Below are 15,101 nucleotides of genomic sequence, written 5' to 3'. Positions count from 1 at the left end.
GCTGCTGCAGTCCGATCTTTTTTGACGATAGATGATGCCATTTAGATATTCCGAAATCCTCTACGGTATTCTCGGGGCGAGAGGCCTTCGTATTTAGTAAAGCTGGAGCTGAAGTAGGAAGGCTGGTGAAAACCGACATCCTCAGCGATCCGGGCGATTTGCAGATCGGTTTGGAGGAGAAGCAGCTTGGCTTGCTCCAATCGGTACCTCATGAGATATTCGAATGGAGAGCAGCCGAACTCCTTCTGCATACAGCGCGCAATATAAACAGGGTGAAAGTTCATCGCCTCCCCGAGAGTTTGCGCTGTAATATCCTCTTTATAATGCATGCGCAGGTAAGAGGCGGCTCGGTCCGCAACATTCGTCCCGGGCATCACCGCACGTAAATCAAAAGAGGCATTCAACTGCTCGAGGATGTTTTGAAACATTAGCTGATGCTTCCAACGCGCCCAGTTGTTATGAGATTTGCGCTCCAGCTCGGTTAGCTGTTGAAGCATGTCGTATACGGATGTCGGCTGCAGCAGCTTAACAAATTGAGGGATCGCCATTGTAAAGGTTTGCATTGTATAAGTGCTGAAATTCGTAGCTTCCCCTTGCGGTGCTGCATCCGCACTCTCGGTGCTTCCCCAACTACCGGTCGTATTGAAATGGAGCCAGTAATACCTTGTTTCCGCACGGCACGCTTCCGTCGGGTAATGATATCGGTCAGGACGGAGAATGAGCGCATGACCTGCCGAAATTTCGTAGCGCTGGTCTTCCTCCCCTATATAAATACAACCGCTTGTGACTACCAGCAAATCAAAAACTCCGATGTTCCGCCGATTCAAATGCTTTTGTCCGGGCTGAAATAAAGTGTAATCACTGACAATATAGTACGGCAATGGCGGGGCCGTAAATTGAAGTATGGACATCCGCCTCCTCCGATCTCATGAAGTTGGAATAATGAAAGTTTTGGTTCAGAAACTGACACATCGATTTCAGTATAACGTTTATAATGTGAGTTAGCCAACTTGGTGGAAGATGAGAGTCTTCATGCAACAAGAGATCAGGGGGAAAATGTTGGTGCAAAAGGAAAAGAAAATGTCGCTTTGGCTGCTCGCGTGGCCTATTTTTATCGAAATGTTCCTGCAGTTTCTGCTCGGAACCGCAGATACATTGATGGTGAGCCACATATCTGATGATGCTGTAGCGGTGGTGGGCATTTCCAATCAATTGTTTGCAGCTGTTAATATCTTGTTTATGGCGGTGGCCAGCGGAGCAGGTATACTTGTTGCACAAAAGCTTGGAGCGAATAAAGAAGAGGAAGCGCGAACCATTGGCATCATCGGCGCGAATGTTTGCTTGGGGATCGGTGTGTTTCTTAGTGTTATCCTCTACTTTGGAGCGGGGCTGATCGCCCGCATGCTGCAACTGCCTGAAGCATTGCAGCCGCTTGGTGAAATCTATATTTCCGTTGTCGGCGGGGGGATGGTGTTTATGGCGGCGATGGCTGCGCTGGGTACCATCATCCGTAACACCGGAAACACGCGAAGCCCTATGTACATAGCGATGGGAATGAATGTGGTTCACATTGTGCTCAACTACGTCGTCATCTTCGGTGCCTTTGGCTTTCCTCCAATGGGGATAGAAGGGGTCGCCTGGTCCACGACAATTAGCCGCTTGCTCGGTGCTGTGACGATGCTGGTCATTTATCGCAAGGCGTTTCGACAGCGGATTGAATGGAAGGATTTACGTTTATTTGATAAGCGATTGTTCAAGGAAACCATGAAATTGAGCTGGCCCCTAGGCGTGAATATGTCTTCTTGGTGCATTACGCAGCTGGTTATCTTTGCTTTTATTGCTATGATTGGAGCCAAGGAGCTGAGTGCCCGGACTTACATGAATACGATGGAATCTTTATGTTTTTTGATCGGCTACTCCATCGCTATGGCGGGGCAAATTCGCATCGCCCATTTATACGGTTCCGGTGAGCATCAGAAGTCTTATCGAGGTGCTTATCAGGTTTTGTGGATCGGACTTGCGCTGGTCCAAGCGAATGCTCTTCTGATCTATGGGTTTGGAAATGAAGCGATCCGATTGTTCACAACCGATCCGGAAATTGCAGCTCTGGGCGTATCCCTACTGGCGGTTAATCTGCTACTTCAGCCGGCCAAGATGCTCAATATGGCTATCGGAAGCGCGTTGACTGCTGTTGGAGAAACCCGGTTTATCATGATCATTGGATTTATTTCGATGTGGGGCGTTTCCGTAGGACTCTCTTATTATCTGGGGATACGGCTGGGTTGGGGCTTGCTCGGTATCTATATTGCGATGATTCTCGATGAATTATTGCGCGGGGGGCTTGTTCTGTACCGCTGGAGGTCAAAAAGGTTTATGGCTGAAGTCCATAAAGAAGCACCGGCTCAACCGGCAGTGAGGGTAACATAAACCTCAAGAGGCAGACTCTTGCGGGTCTGCCTTTGTCCGGCTTATGAAGAAGCTCTCACCTTACTTTCAAATTTTCCTTGGTGCGCCCCGTTACAGAATGGCTTATTGGCGGACAAACCACAGCGGCACAAGTAAGTCGCTTGTTTAGTTTCAAATGGATTGCCTTCGCCATCAAGAAGCTGAATTTCGCCATTCACGACCAAAGGTCCATTGTCTGAAACCGTTATCTTTACATCGGACATGTTATCACCTCCCTTGCATCCAAAGAAGATTATATTATTTACTTTTCGTAATTAAATATAAAATTATAAATAAATAAATTAATATAAATAAATTTATTTATGTTAGCTTGTTGTTGGGACAATTTTTGTTATAATAAAAGTATAGGTGAGGTGATTAAAATGGAACAATCTTCATTATGCCCCAGATTTGAGAGAGGTATGCAAATCATAAGCAAACGTTGGATCGGGTTAATTATTCATCAGCTTCTGTCAGGACCCCAGCGGTTTTGTACAATAGAGGGCGCACTCCCCAATATCAGCGGAAGGCTTTTGTCGGAGAGACTGAAGGATCTTGAGCATGAGGGGATCGTAAAAAGAGAGGTTTTCCCGGAAACTCCCGTTCGCATAGAATATTCATTAACGGATAAGGGTCTTGCCCTGGAACCGGTGATCAGAGAAATTGAACAATGGTCTTCCCAATGGATACAATTGGAAATGGTGGAATCCGAATGAGTCATTACTCATAACCAAAAAACCTTAGTCCTCTGGAATAAGGTTTTTTGTGTTGGTTAGTTTTCTACGGTTGTTGATTTTCGAAAATCAAGCAGCTCGGATACCGTGACGAATCGATACCCTCTCTCTTTTAGCTGAGGGAGTATTTGTTTCAAGGCTTCTACGGTCTGGCTCTTTCCTTCAACATAATCATGAAATAAGATAATGTCCCCGTTCCGGGCGTTAGTGAGTACTTTGTTCACGATTTTGGTGACACCGGGACGGTTCCAATCCTCCGTATCTTGATGCCAAGACCACATCACGACCAAATAACCCGACTTTTTCGAGGCATTGACCAAATTCTCGCCATAATAACCGCCGGGAGGGCGAAAAAGGCTGGGTTTAAGACCGGTAGTATCGAGGATGATTTGTTCAGCCTTTAAAATTTCATCCTGGACCTTTTCCCCTGGAATCCTCTTTTTAAAGTAGGGGTGACTATAGGTGTGATTCGCAATTTCATGGCCTTCTCCCACTTCTCTTTTGACTAAATCAGGGTATTTTTCAACACGTTTACCAATGACAAAGAAGGTTGCCTTAGCTCCATATTGGTTCAAAAGGTCCAAGATCTCCGGGGTATCCGAAGGGTCGGGGCCGTCATCAAAAGTCAAAGCAATAATCTTTTCGTCGGTTGGCACCTCCCACACAATATCTCCGCGTGCTTCATAGTATTCACGTCCTTTGGACGGTGGCTGCGCCTCCGCATGACTCCATAACGTGGACATTAAGCAAGTGATAACCATCATGGAAGTACTAAATTTTCGCATGGTATCCCCTCCATAACATTAACAGGATTATCATGCCATGTTTGTCTGCATTCTAATTTACCTTTATATTCCTTTTGAAAATAGGGCAAGGAGTCGGTGCGACCGACTCCCTGTGATTTTAGCTTATGATTACTTTGCTGTTTTGATGTAAATACGGCTTGTTTCTTCCCAAATATCTCCTGGCTCCAGACCGAGTAAGCCGATGTGCTCCGGATCTAAAGGCTGCTCCACGTTGGGCGCATTCACCAGATTAATTTGGGGCTCGGGGCAGAAAAATCCTTCTGTGGCGTTGTTATTCCAAATCATCCACTGCTTATAGGCTGTTCCGACATCATAGATCAAGGTGATCCCGTGATTCGTGTCCGTCAGCTCCATCCGGTTGCGACCGTTCTGCGGTGCAGCCGTGTAGTGGTTATCCATGGGTTCGAAAAACGGTGACAAACCTTCTTCTTTCATCCGTAGCTCCTCAGGAGTTAGCGGCTGATATTGTCCTGTAGGCAGCATCCGCTCGTTTAGCTCCCAACGCTGACCGATGGTCGTCTTGAAGCGATAATCCGTCGCAGTACTGTCCGGAGAGAATGGAGCGTTAATGGCGGTGTGGAATGCAAGCAGGCAGGGCATCCGGTCATCTCCGTCGTTGCGTACCGTGACGTGCTGGAGCAAGCCCAGCTCGCTGAGCGTGTAGCGAATGGTGATGGTGAAGGAGTGGGGGAGATAGCGGTGAACCGGATGATCCTCGTTGACCGTAAGCGTGAGAGTCACATGGCTTTCCGCATCGTCTGCCGAGAATCGTTCGACTTGCCAAGGAATATTATGTATAAATCCATGAAGATGATTTCCTGTCGTCGGTTCGTTCACCGGGAATTCGTACGTTGCCTTGTTCCAGTGAAATTTCCCGTCTTCGTAACGGTTGGGGGGAAACAGCACGGGTATGCCATGAATAATGGGATTAATTTTGAAGGAATCCATTTCGTCCTCTGTCGGCTCGTGCAAAAAGCGGTACTGTTTCTCCGTATCGCGGAAGGCAATCAGATTGGCGCCGATGTTAGGCAGAACGGCAGCCTCGTACCGGCCCGCCTTGAGCCATACGGCTTTCTCTCCTTGATATGTTCCTTCGAATGCTTGTACGTCGCGTTCCATATTCTCCTCCTGTGTGTAAGAGATGACTTGCCAGCTTCATTATATAATAGATTACAAAATTGGAATATAAACATAATAAACATGCGGCGGCAGGTGCTGGCTTCGATCAAAGAGCTGACGCTGCGTGTGCTGCAGGAAGCCGGTCTTCAGCTTTCCCGTGACCCTCAAATCTCATCTGAGAAAGGAAACGTGAATCTGTCATATTGACATACCCCACGGGGGTACTGTATGCTGTTGGTATGAGGAGGTGCGTTATGGAACAAATCAATAAAACAACGGAAGAAAGCTCTTGTTGTTCTGATACGGAGGAACGCAAGAGTCACCACTCGGACAAGACGAAAAGCAATCTAATCAGCCGTTTGAACCGGATAGAAGGGCAAATCCGCGGTGTAAAAGGCATGATCGAGAAGGATACGTATTGTGACGATGTGTTGAATCAGATTGCAGCTATTCAATCGGCGTTGAACGGGGTAGGAAAACTGCTGCTGGAGAATCATATGAAAAGCTGCGTCATTGAGCGAATCCAGTCTGGTGATCGCGAAGTGATAGACGAGATTTTGGTCACCATGAATAAATTAATCAAATAATTCGAAGGAGTGGTTATCATGCAACAAACAACATTGAAAGTAGAAGGAATGTCCTGCAACCATTGCGTAAACTCCATAGAGAAAGCCTTAAAACAACTGGGCGCAGAGGGGAAAGTGGACTTGGGCGGCAAGTCAGTTACGGTGGATTACGATGAAAGCAAACTGACTTTAGAGACCATCAAGGAAGCCATTGAAGATCAAGGCTACGATGTGGTATAAACACCGGAAGCATTGCAGTAAAATACGGCTCTAATCATAAGAACTGAAGGAAAATCCATAAAAAAGTTGATTTAGGTCATCGACCCTGCCTCCATATGAAGCCGATCTGGCCATCGGCTTCTCCTGTCAAACTGACGGCTGCTTCTGCATTTCGAGCCCCACACCATATCCAGCGACATTACACCCACATCCAACCCCCACCATATTTGTCCTCCAGAAATCCTGATTCCTAGCTCCACAATTCTTCTCCAAAGCCGATTTCCGATGCTAAGAGTTCACCCGATTTAATTAATCGTAACAAATACTATTTACAGCGGGGGATAAATACGCTACAATAGGCCGTAATCTAATAGTAATTATTACATATAATAAAGGAGCTTATTTATGTTTGAAATAGAAAATAAAATCCCGGTCACGGTGCTCAGCGGATATTTGGGCGCCGGTAAAACTACGATGCTGAATCACGTACTGAACAATCGCCAAGGGTTGAAGGTCGCGGTCATCGTGAATGACCTGAGTGAAGTCAACGTGGATGCCGATCTTATTAAAGACGGGGCCGGTCTTTCGCGTACGGAAGAGAAGCTCGTGGAAATGTCGAATGGCTGTATCTGCTGTACGCTGCGTGAAGATTTACTTAAGGAAGTGGAGCGACTCGCACGGGATGGCCGGTTTGATTATATCCTGATTGAATCTACTGGGGTGGGTGAACCCATCCCCGTAGCGCAGACATTCACCTACATAGATGAGGAGCATGGGATCGATTTGTCGCAAATATGCCGGCTTGACTCTATGGTCACGGTGGTCGATGCATACCGGTTTTGGCATGATTTCTCCTCCGGCGAAACGCTTCTTGACCGGCATCAGGCGGTAGGGGAAGACGATACTCGTGATGTGGTCGACTTGTTAATCAGTCAAATCGAATTTTGCGATGTGCTGATCTTGAACAAATGCGGCATGGTGGATCCCGAAGAGCTGAGTGAACTTGAACGAGTACTGCGCAAGCTGCAGCCGCGTGCCAAGCTGATCCGGACGGATTATGGTCAAGTGGACCCGCATGACATTTTGAATACGGGTTTATTTGATTTTGATGAGGCCAGCAGCTCGGCGGGATGGATTCAGGAGATGGAGAAGGAGCATCATACGCCGGAAACGGACGAATATGGCATTTCCTCATTCGTTTATGAGCGTCGCAGGCCGTTTCATCCGGTGAGGCTGACAGAGTGGTTAGCCGATTGGCCCGAAGAGATCGTACGCGCGAAGGGGACGATTTGGCTTGCGAGCCGCAACGAGCTTGCACAAAGCTTAAGCCAGGCAGGTCCATCCATCCAATTCGGACCCGCAGGGTATTGGGTCGCTTCACTGCCAGAAGAGGAACGCCTAGCTGTACTCGCCGATGAACCGGAGCTTTTAGAGCATTGGGATGCCGAATATGGAGACCGGTTGAACCGGATGGTCTTTATCGGTATCGGCATGGATCAAACGGGCTTCAGCTCTGAGCTCGATGCTTGCCTGCTGACGCCAGAGGAAATGAAATCCGATTGGACAAAGCTAAAGGATGAGCTCCCGAATGCTTCCTTAGAGCAGCTGGAAGCCGCATTTGACCAGCAGCCGTTATGAATAAAAGTGACGCTTCTTCGGGGTTCAAGGTAAAAAAGCATGTAAGGAGTGCTCCCAACAAGACAAACGTTGGCGGGACTCCGTTTTTTTTCGTACAATGAAGAAGGGAGGGATGTTGATGACCACTTGGAATTTGTCAGGTACCCGGCACCATGTGCTGATTTGTAATGGAGGAAGCTGTATGCGCAAAGGGGGGGAAGAGGTGACCCTAGCGATCAGAGACGAAATCGCGGCGCAGGGGGCGGATGCTCAGATTCATACGACAAGAACACGGTGTAACGGCCGGTGCGAGAATGCGTGCGTCGTTGTAGTTTACCCCGAAGGCGTATGGTACAAAGAAATCACTCCTGAGCTGGGCAGAGAGGTAATAAAAAGGCATTTATCAGGAGGCCCGGCAAATGAGGAGCTTATGATATATAGTTACGATGGTGAAGGCTTCGTTCTGTCCGCGCATGCAGCGGAGGGAAAGTCCAAGCCGAATGATCAAATTCGCTCTGTAAAATAACTTCCCACGCGTGGGCGCATGACAAAAACTGCCGTTTCCCGGTGTGTTTATACGAGGTGGTTTGGATGAAGACGATTCTGATCGTAGACGATGAGGCCAAAATTCGTGAGGTTGTCGCTTCTTATTTGCGTAAAGAGGGATATCTTACGATAGAAGCTGGCTCGGGGTCGGAGGCACTGGAATTAGCGGAAAAAGGAAATCTTGATTTTATCATATTGGATTTAATGCTCCCCGATATTTCAGGAGAAGAGGTGTGCCGACGTGTGCGCAGATTCAGCCCAATCCCTGTCCTAATGCTCACAGCCAAATCGTCGGGAACTTCCAAAATCAACGGATTGTCGTTAGGCGCGGACGATTATTTGGTCAAGCCGTTCGATCCGAACGAGTTGACAGCCAGAGTGCGTGCCATTCTTCGGCGATCCGGCGGTGACACTTTGCTTGCGGACCGTATTTCATTCCAAGAGGACAGATTGGTGCTGGACATCCCTGGGCAAAAGGTCTATGTGAGCGGGGAGAAAGTCAGTCTCACACCGAATGAGTTCAGGCTGCTTGTAGTGATGGCGAGACATCCGCAGCGTGTATTTTCTCGCGCTGAGCTCGTGGAGAAGGTGCTCGGCTTCGATTTTGAAGGAGATGAGCGAACCATTGACCAGCATGTCAAAAACTTGCGGCAAAAAATAGAGCGCGATCCGAGAGAGCCCTTTTTCCTTGTTACCGTGTTCGGTAAAGGCTATCGCTTCCAGGGAGGATGAAGGAGATGCTGAATCGTTTATCCGTTCGTTGGACGTTGATTTTGTTTGCTTTGACCGCATGCATCCTGCTGATCGCTACCGCTACGCTGGTATCGGGAATCCATTACCATTTTCAAATGGTTCAGAATGAACTGCCGGGGGATACAGCGATGACATCTGATTGGGGCCTTCATTTGGAAATGGCAATCGTAGAGTCCATCCTGTGGACCTTGCTTGGAGCGCTGCTCCTTGCGATGGTGGTCAGCACGTATGTGGCAAGAAGAATATCGGCGCCGCTAATTGAAATGAAATATGCCGCCGAAGCGATGACGCGAGGACGATTTACCGCCAGAATTGCGGGTCAAAGTAGGGATGAGCTTGGACAGTTGAGTCAAGCCATCAATCATCTGGCAGAAAGACTGCAGCAGCAGGAAAATCTCCGCGTCTCCATGACTGATAATATCGCTCATGAGCTGCGCACACCGTTGACTACGCTAAAGAGTCACATGATTGCACTAAAAGACGGGATATGGGAGCCTACGCCGGAGCGTCTGGAATCTTGCTATGAAGAAATTGATCGGCTGGCAGGCTTGGTGAACGACCTGCAGGAGCTCAATGAGTTGGGAACTCCGGAATTCGGAATGGCCTTCACTGATGTATGGATTGATGAAGTGCTGAATGAATCCATTCAAGTCATGCAAGCTGCTTATCATGAGAAAAAAGTGCATTTGGCGGCCGATCTGGCGGCCGGTGTTCGAATGAAGGCAGATGCGCATCGTATGAAGCAGGTATTTGTAAACCTGTTATCCAACGCTTTAAAATTTACTCCGTCTTCGGGCAGGGTGAAGGTAGAATTGCGTGAAAACGCTAATTACATAGAAATTCTTGTGGCGGATAACGGCATCGGAATTTCCCCGGACGACCTCCCCTATATATTTGAGCGATTTTACCGGGCTGATAAATCGCGCGGGCGAGAGACGGGAGGCAGCGGAATCGGGCTGGCCATCGTTCGTACAATTGTGGAAGCGCATAGCGGCGAAGTATGGGCGGAGAGCGGAGATAAAGGGAGCCGCTTTCAATTGTGTTTTCCCAAATAGATCGTTCTTGGGCTTAGCGCGAGAAAGAGGAAGATGTGTCCGGTGCGAACGCCTTGCGATTTTATAAGCTGGATAGTGAAATACAACCTATAGCCGTGGCCAAGAAACACTGTCGCCGGACGGTTGATTTATGAGGGGGATTTTGCAAACGGGCTGGCCCATGGCACAGGGAAGCTGTTCGATAAAGACGGAAATCTGCAGTACAGCGGCATTTTTGACCATGATCGTATCCATGGATGGGGCAAGTCGTTCAGAGCGGATGGAACGCTTGAATATTCGGGTATCTTCGCATATGGAGAAACAACTGGTGAAGGATTTTCCTATATTGGGAGCGGGATCAAATGGATACCGGAATTTGAAGCGAAAACAGACTCTAAGAGGAAGACCGTGATTTATCCGAATGGAGCCATGTATTCCGGGTCATTCTCAGGAGGTCAGGCAGAAGGGAAAGGCAAGCTGACATCTTTGTTTGGTGAGGTGATCGCAGAGGGATTGTGGAAGGACGGACAACTGGAGACGGGAAGCGGCATGTCAATGAAGCGTGTATCCGTGTCGGATAGCGTAGATTACAATATGGTTACCCGATCTGACGATTTGCGGCGTTATGAAAGCAAGGTTTATGGCTTTGAAGTGCAGCTTCCGGACAATTGGATTGGAAAGCCGCTTGAGATTATGGATGGTCCTGGTGAATTTTCCATTTATTATGCGTCTCCATCCCGTCCCGAACGGAAAGATCCTCTGCTCATACGAAGAAGGAATGGCAAGAGGCAGGCTCAGCTGTGCTGCTTAAGGAGCATAACGGATGGATATACGGCTATGTTGTGGAGAACGGCGGGACGGATTTGACTGCGGAAGAGGCTGCAGGTGCTTCTGCGTTGCGTGAAAGCTCCAGGCAATTGCTTGAAGGCTTTCAGCTGATCCGTCCAGGCGTTGGCGTAAGTGGAGAGGATTTGAAAGGATCGGATAAACAGATTTGGGAGAAGTTCACGCAGATCGAAAGATGGACGCTGCAAACGGCTGGGGTGTATCCTGAAGGAGTATGGTTAAGTGAGCGCGATAAGCAGCTTGTTGTGAGTAGGCTGCAGGAAGTATACCATCCCGTAATGGCCGAGCGAATGTTTACGGTACAGAATAGAAAAGTGGACGGAGGCTATGAACCTATACCAATCGGATATGTGTCTATCGCTATGATCGGAGATGACTTAAAGGTGACTCAGGTGCAGGATTCCGTGAATGGACAGCTTAAGATCACCATCGCGGGAAGTGACGTAGAGGTATTGTATGCGCTGGATTCGAACACTTATACAATCGTCGCTTACCAAGTGATCAAGTCTAATTACTAATGGGGATGAGGAAAAGTCTTTTGGATCATCGGATCTGAAAGGCTTTTTGACTTGAGAAGAGGCCCAAAAAAATTCCCGAAAAATTCCCTTGGCACAAGCCGACTTTTTGATCGAGGCTTACGTCTTCATAAATAGATGTGCCGGCATAAATCAGATGACCAACCAAAGGATGAACATAATGATACAAATTCGAAAGCTAAATCAACAATACAAAAAGGGAGAATGGGCGCTGCATGACGTTAATTTGACCATTGACAGCGGCATGTTTGGGCTGCTCGGGCCTAACGGGGCGGGCAAAACGACCCTGATGCGCATTCTCACCACTCTGCAGAAGCCATCTTCAGGAGAAGTGACAATCGGAGGAATCCCTCTCAGCCGTCCAGAAGAAATCCGAAGGCGAATTGGGTATCTGCCACAAGCGTTCCAAATCTATCCCCAGCTCACAGCCGGCGAGTTTCTGGACTACGTAGGCGTCATGAAAGGGATGAACGATTCTCGTGAGCGTTCGGCGGAGATCGAGCGTTTGCTGGGAGAGGTAAACTTGTCGGACAAAATCAACAGGAAGGTGAAAACCTTCTCCGGCGGGATGAAGCAGCGGCTCGGTATTGCTCAAGCCTTGATGGGGAACCCGCAAGTGCTTGTCATTGACGAGCCTACCGCAGGGCTAGATCCCGAGGAGAGGGTACGCTTCCGGAACCTGATGTCGCGTTTTAGCCGAGACCGGATCGTGATTCTCTCTACCCATATCGTGGCCGACATTCAAAACAGCTGCCGCCGGCTTGCCGTCTTGAACCGCGGTAACGTGATGATGTCCGGCTCGCTCGACGAGCTGATGGCATCGGCCGAAGGGAAGGTATGGGATTGTGAGATGACGGAGTCGGAATATGCACAGCTGGACGCGACCCGAATCATCAGCTCGATTCGGATGGGTTCAGGACATGTCCAATGCCGGATTTTATCTTCAAGGAAACCGGTTGAGAACGCGAAGGCTGCTGTTCCAACGCTGGAGGACGGATACCTGGCATTGATTGGCGGTGAATCTGATGTATAGATGGCTGATGCAGGTCAGGCTTGAAGGGAAGCTGGTATTTGGCAACCGTCTCCTTTGGCCGCTGCCGCTGCTTTACGGGCTATGGTTCGTCATCGTCCTGGCCGAGCCGCGGCCGGACGTATCTCAAGATATTTATGTGTATGCCTATGATTTTCACAAGCTGCAGCATACGTTAAGTCTAGGACTCGCCATGCTGCTTGGGATGCTTATGGTACGTCGGGATTTGAAGCGCTCCGCCTATGAATGGACGGGAAGTTTGCCTTTATCTAGTACGGCCCTCGTTTTTGCGAAATACGTGGTTGGCCTTATGTATTTGAGCCTTTTTACCGTCTGCATGAGCGTCGTTTACATGATCTTTGCACTGCGAATTGGCATGGAGCCGGCTTCGGTATGGATGGAGATGTCGTTTTTCGCTATGCAGTATACGTGCTCTTACGCTGTCACACTGGCGTTGGCCATGGCGCTCGCCGTATGGATACCTAATCGAATCAGCTATATGATCGGGTTCTGCGCCTGGATGTTTGGAACGTTTTTTCTGGATGTGTTTATCATTTCCCGTCTTGACTTATACTTTCTCAAAACGTTCCACCTGAATCAATTTCTATTAGAGTCGATATGGGAAAACCCGGTTTGGGGACCGTACATTTCTAGATCAGAAACGGCATGGTCCCGCCTGTTTGTGCTCTCGTTTACACTCCTGCTGCTTGTTGTGATCACATGGCTGTTGAAAAGGAAGAGGCCGAGCCGGACGCAGAACCGATGGGCTGTGATGAGCGGACTGACATTCCTGCTTTGTATAGGTTTCCTCTGGCCTTATGGACAGCTTTGGGCTGACCGTTATAAGGAGTGGAGCGTGAAGGAAAAGCTAGCGGTACAATATCCTGGCGAAACGACGGACAAGGAACAACACGACCGAGTGAAGGTGGAACGTTATGCGATTCAAGTCGACCGGAATGAAGACGACCTGCTTTCGGTTACCGCCGAGCTTCGCCTCCAGCAAGACGGGATTCCGAACAAGGATCGAATCGAATTTGCGCTGAACCCCGGATTTACATTGCAATCCGTCTTATGGGATGGTCAAGAAGTGAACTGGACCCGTAAGGGCGGCCAAGTTCATATCGATGCTCTGCAGCCGGATCAAATCGACCAAAGAAAAGGGCATACGATTACCTTCCGTTATAACGGCATTCTGTTTGATTGGCGTCAATCGAAAACAAGGAGAGAAACGGTCGTATCCTTCGTGGAAGGCAGCAGCGTTTACTTAGCCGAGCAAGCCGCTTGGTACCCGGTTCCAGGAGATATGAGGGAAGGCTACCGGGAGGTGGCTCGAAACGTGTTTGAGCTAAGCGATCAATTGGGAGTGGAGGAAGAGTCTGAATTTCATTTGGAGCTGAACGGGTTTGCGGGTAAGGTGTATGGCACGATACAAAGCATTCCATCCGGCTTAACCGGAAAGATGAGCTTTCAGGAAACAGCTCGAGGCGTCACCTTGTTTGGTGGACATCTCACGGAAATACGCGTTCCCGGTACGGAAACCGTGTTAATTACGGCGCCCTCCAACCGGCGTGAAGCCGAAGTGTTCCTGACCAAATACGCTGAAATCATGAATGATTACGACTCTTGGATCGAGCATCCAATTCCTGGCCTGAGTCAAATTTTTTATTTTCCTATACGGCAGGTTTCCACACGAAACGATAATATAAAAGAACTAATGGGCAGCAGCTTGATCATCGGAGAATCCAAACACCATAATCTGGATGGCTTTCAGCTGGCCAATGCAGTGCATGCCGCTTTATTTTCCGATCAAGCCATGGGGCTGGGCTTTTCCACGGATCCATCCGACCCTCAGTTTTCCGTCGTTTCGGAAATTCGCCGCGCCTTTTATGAACTATATTACCATGAAAACAAGCAAGACAACCAACACTCCACTCTTTCGCCGCGCTTCACGGTAGGCAGTCCGAACAAGAAAGATTCTATAGGCAGGATGGTCGAGCGGGAGCTTAATGAGGGACACGCGGAGCATGTCAAAAGGGTTCTGAACGCTTTTTATAGAGATGGATTAACGATTGAAGGTCAGTATGAGCACCGTTACCCGATCATTAAAGAAGCGGATTGGCTTCGTGTATGGAACGGAGGAGGGCCTGAATGAGCAAGCTTATACAGGATATTTCAGGCTTACGCTCTTTGCTGGCTGTTATGCCTGCCGCCTATTGGATCATGCTGCTGGCCTCCATTGTTTGGGCGGACACAGATATGCCGCGGAGCGTTGCGGCTTACAATGAGACCGTGTTTCTCCCTCTCGTTCCGATGATTTGCGTTCTGTTCTTTCAACGGGAGCTGGGAGGCAGCTCTATGGAAATGTACGCAACTTATCCAGTATCTATATCGTTAACGGTCTTGCGTAAATATCTGCTGTCGATCGCAACAATGGTTGTACTTCACTTTTGCGTGTTCCAGGCTTATGTATGGAAATTCGGTACGATTCAAGGGACGGTTTGGAGCTATTGGACCGACACCGCAAGGCAGGGGCAAATCCATTGGTTTGAGCTGGCTGCGCAATCTTTTCCGGTCTTATTATCGGTGTCCGCTTTTGTCGTGCTTTGGATGATCGGGGTAAAAAAGCTCTATGCCGGTATGGCCGCGGGCTTCGGCCTTTGGATGGCGGAGATGCTGTCTAACGGGTCCCTGTTCCAAGGTGCCGTATTATTTACCGGTCATCTGCAAGGCGTCTCTTTCACCTTCAATCGAATGCTTCATCTGGCGGCGGCGCTGCTTCTTTTATTGGCAGCCATGAGGCTGTCGGAGCGAAGGGATCGATGGATCGCGACGGTGGAGCAGGAATAAGCA

General features: G+C 48.8%; 17 protein-coding genes. 13 read left to right on the top strand and 4 right to left on the bottom strand.

The annotated features are described in order from the left end of the window. Nucleotides 1-41 precede the first annotated feature (41 nt). The gene (locus JOE45_RS09045) at nt 42-911 is read right to left on the bottom strand and encodes an AraC family transcriptional regulator (protein ID WP_210020510.1); all 870 of its coding nucleotides are present in this window, start codon (nt 909-911) and stop codon (nt 42-44) included. 145 nt (nt 912-1,056) lie between these two features. Between JOE45_RS09045 and JOE45_RS09040 the strand changes: the two genes are divergently transcribed. Continuing rightward, nucleotides 1,057-2,427, top strand: a complete 1,371-nt coding sequence (locus JOE45_RS09040) for an MATE family efflux transporter (protein ID WP_210023354.1) — start codon at nt 1,057-1,059, stop codon at nt 2,425-2,427. 41 nt (nt 2,428-2,468) lie between these two features. Here JOE45_RS09040 and JOE45_RS09035 read toward each other — a convergent pair whose 3' ends face one another. Further along, nucleotides 2,469-2,669, bottom strand: coding sequence for a CDGSH iron-sulfur domain-containing protein (locus JOE45_RS09035; protein WP_210020511.1), 201 nt, complete (start codon nt 2,667-2,669; stop codon nt 2,469-2,471). A 159-nt stretch (nt 2,670-2,828) separates the two neighbouring features. Between JOE45_RS09035 and JOE45_RS09030 the strand changes: the two genes are divergently transcribed. After that, nucleotides 2,829-3,161 (top strand): winged helix-turn-helix transcriptional regulator, encoded by a 333-nt coding sequence (locus tag JOE45_RS09030; RefSeq protein ID WP_210020512.1) that lies wholly within the window; start codon nt 2,829-2,831, stop codon nt 3,159-3,161. 56 nt (nt 3,162-3,217) lie between these two features. Here JOE45_RS09030 and JOE45_RS09025 read toward each other — a convergent pair whose 3' ends face one another. Next, nucleotides 3,218-3,940: a polysaccharide deacetylase family protein gene (locus tag JOE45_RS09025; protein ID WP_245247255.1), complete on the bottom strand. Its 723-nt coding sequence runs from the start codon at nt 3,938-3,940 to the stop codon at nt 3,218-3,220. Between the two features lie 153 nt (nt 3,941-4,093). Next, on the bottom strand, nt 4,094-5,104 hold the full coding sequence (locus JOE45_RS09020) for an aldose 1-epimerase (protein WP_210020514.1): 1,011 nt from the start codon (nt 5,102-5,104) through the stop codon (nt 4,094-4,096). A gap of 254 nt (nt 5,105-5,358) precedes the next feature. On the opposite strand from JOE45_RS09020, the gene JOE45_RS09015 reads away from it, so the two are divergent. From JOE45_RS09015 to JOE45_RS08965, 11 genes are all read left to right on the top strand, one after another. Next, nucleotides 5,359-5,691, top strand: coding sequence for a metal-sensitive transcriptional regulator (locus tag JOE45_RS09015; RefSeq protein ID WP_210020515.1), 333 nt, complete (start codon nt 5,359-5,361; stop codon nt 5,689-5,691). An 18-nt stretch (nt 5,692-5,709) separates the two neighbouring features. Further along, complete coding sequence (locus JOE45_RS09010) at nt 5,710-5,910, top strand: copper ion binding protein (RefSeq protein WP_210020516.1); 201 nt, start codon at nt 5,710-5,712, stop codon at nt 5,908-5,910. Between the two features lie 384 nt (nt 5,911-6,294). After that, entirely contained in the window at nt 6,295-7,527 is a 1,233-nt protein-coding gene (locus JOE45_RS09005; protein ID WP_210020517.1) for a GTP-binding protein, read from the top strand. A 118-nt stretch (nt 7,528-7,645) separates the two neighbouring features. Then, nucleotides 7,646-8,032 (top strand): (2Fe-2S) ferredoxin domain-containing protein, encoded by a 387-nt coding sequence (locus JOE45_RS09000; RefSeq protein ID WP_210020518.1) that lies wholly within the window; start codon nt 7,646-7,648, stop codon nt 8,030-8,032. A 65-nt stretch (nt 8,033-8,097) separates the two neighbouring features. Continuing rightward, nucleotides 8,098-8,784: a response regulator transcription factor gene (locus tag JOE45_RS08995; protein WP_210020519.1), complete on the top strand. Its 687-nt coding sequence runs from the start codon at nt 8,098-8,100 to the stop codon at nt 8,782-8,784. A 5-nt stretch (nt 8,785-8,789) separates the two neighbouring features. Continuing rightward, on the top strand, nt 8,790-9,860 hold the full coding sequence (locus tag JOE45_RS08990; protein ID WP_210020520.1) for a sensor histidine kinase: 1,071 nt from the start codon (nt 8,790-8,792) through the stop codon (nt 9,858-9,860). A gap of 123 nt (nt 9,861-9,983) precedes the next feature. Then, complete coding sequence (locus JOE45_RS08985; protein ID WP_210020521.1) at nt 9,984-10,706, top strand: MORN repeat-containing protein; 723 nt, start codon at nt 9,984-9,986, stop codon at nt 10,704-10,706. Next, nucleotides 10,640-11,203: a hypothetical protein gene (locus JOE45_RS08980; protein ID WP_210020522.1), complete on the top strand. Its 564-nt coding sequence runs from the start codon at nt 10,640-10,642 to the stop codon at nt 11,201-11,203. The genes JOE45_RS08985 and JOE45_RS08980 overlap by 67 nt, the downstream gene beginning before the upstream one ends. 178 nt (nt 11,204-11,381) lie before the next feature. After that, complete coding sequence (locus tag JOE45_RS08975) at nt 11,382-12,254, top strand: ABC transporter ATP-binding protein (RefSeq protein WP_210020523.1); 873 nt, start codon at nt 11,382-11,384, stop codon at nt 12,252-12,254. Continuing rightward, on the top strand, nt 12,247-14,403 hold the full coding sequence (locus tag JOE45_RS08970; RefSeq protein WP_210020524.1) for an ABC transporter permease: 2,157 nt from the start codon (nt 12,247-12,249) through the stop codon (nt 14,401-14,403). Before JOE45_RS08975 ends, JOE45_RS08970 begins: the two co-directional genes overlap by 8 nt. Continuing rightward, nucleotides 14,400-15,098 (top strand): hypothetical protein, encoded by a 699-nt coding sequence (locus JOE45_RS08965; protein ID WP_210020525.1) that lies wholly within the window; start codon nt 14,400-14,402, stop codon nt 15,096-15,098. Before JOE45_RS08970 ends, JOE45_RS08965 begins: the two co-directional genes overlap by 4 nt. Nucleotides 15,099-15,101 lie beyond the last annotated feature (3 nt).

The organism is Paenibacillus sp. PvR098 (genome assembly GCF_017833255.1).
In the GTDB taxonomy this organism is placed as follows: domain Bacteria; phylum Bacillota; class Bacilli; order Paenibacillales; family NBRC-103111; genus Paenibacillus_G.
Note: the sequence above shows the minus strand (reverse complement) of the source record. Positions and strands in the feature narration are given on the sequence as shown.

Bases quoted from the DNA above. Each gene is read 5' to 3' on its own strand.
- JOE45_RS09045 (WP_210020510.1), bottom strand. From the start codon at position 911: ATGTCCATACTTCAATTTACGGCCCCGCCATTGCCGTACTATATTGTC.
- JOE45_RS09040 (WP_210023354.1), top strand. From the start codon at position 1,057: ATGTTGGTGCAAAAGGAAAAGAAAATGTCGCTTTGGCTGCTCGCGTGG.
- JOE45_RS09035 (WP_210020511.1), bottom strand. From the start codon at position 2,669: ATGTCCGATGTAAAGATAACGGTTTCAGACAATGGACCTTTGGTCGTG.
- JOE45_RS09030 (WP_210020512.1), top strand. From the start codon at position 2,829: ATGGAACAATCTTCATTATGCCCCAGATTTGAGAGAGGTATGCAAATC.
- JOE45_RS09025 (WP_245247255.1), bottom strand. From the start codon at position 3,940: ATGGTTATCACTTGCTTAATGTCCACGTTATGGAGTCATGCGGAGGCG.
- JOE45_RS09020 (WP_210020514.1), bottom strand. From the start codon at position 5,104: ATGGAACGCGACGTACAAGCATTCGAAGGAACATATCAAGGAGAGAAA.
- JOE45_RS09015 (WP_210020515.1), top strand. From the start codon at position 5,359: ATGGAACAAATCAATAAAACAACGGAAGAAAGCTCTTGTTGTTCTGAT.
- JOE45_RS09010 (WP_210020516.1), top strand. From the start codon at position 5,710: ATGCAACAAACAACATTGAAAGTAGAAGGAATGTCCTGCAACCATTGC.
- JOE45_RS09005 (WP_210020517.1), top strand. From the start codon at position 6,295: ATGTTTGAAATAGAAAATAAAATCCCGGTCACGGTGCTCAGCGGATAT.
- JOE45_RS09000 (WP_210020518.1), top strand. From the start codon at position 7,646: ATGACCACTTGGAATTTGTCAGGTACCCGGCACCATGTGCTGATTTGT.
- JOE45_RS08995 (WP_210020519.1), top strand. From the start codon at position 8,098: ATGAAGACGATTCTGATCGTAGACGATGAGGCCAAAATTCGTGAGGTT.
- JOE45_RS08990 (WP_210020520.1), top strand. From the start codon at position 8,790: ATGCTGAATCGTTTATCCGTTCGTTGGACGTTGATTTTGTTTGCTTTG.
- JOE45_RS08975 (WP_210020523.1), top strand. From the start codon at position 11,382: ATGATACAAATTCGAAAGCTAAATCAACAATACAAAAAGGGAGAATGG.
- JOE45_RS08970 (WP_210020524.1), top strand. From the start codon at position 12,247: ATGTATAGATGGCTGATGCAGGTCAGGCTTGAAGGGAAGCTGGTATTT.
- JOE45_RS08965 (WP_210020525.1), top strand. From the start codon at position 14,400: ATGAGCAAGCTTATACAGGATATTTCAGGCTTACGCTCTTTGCTGGCT.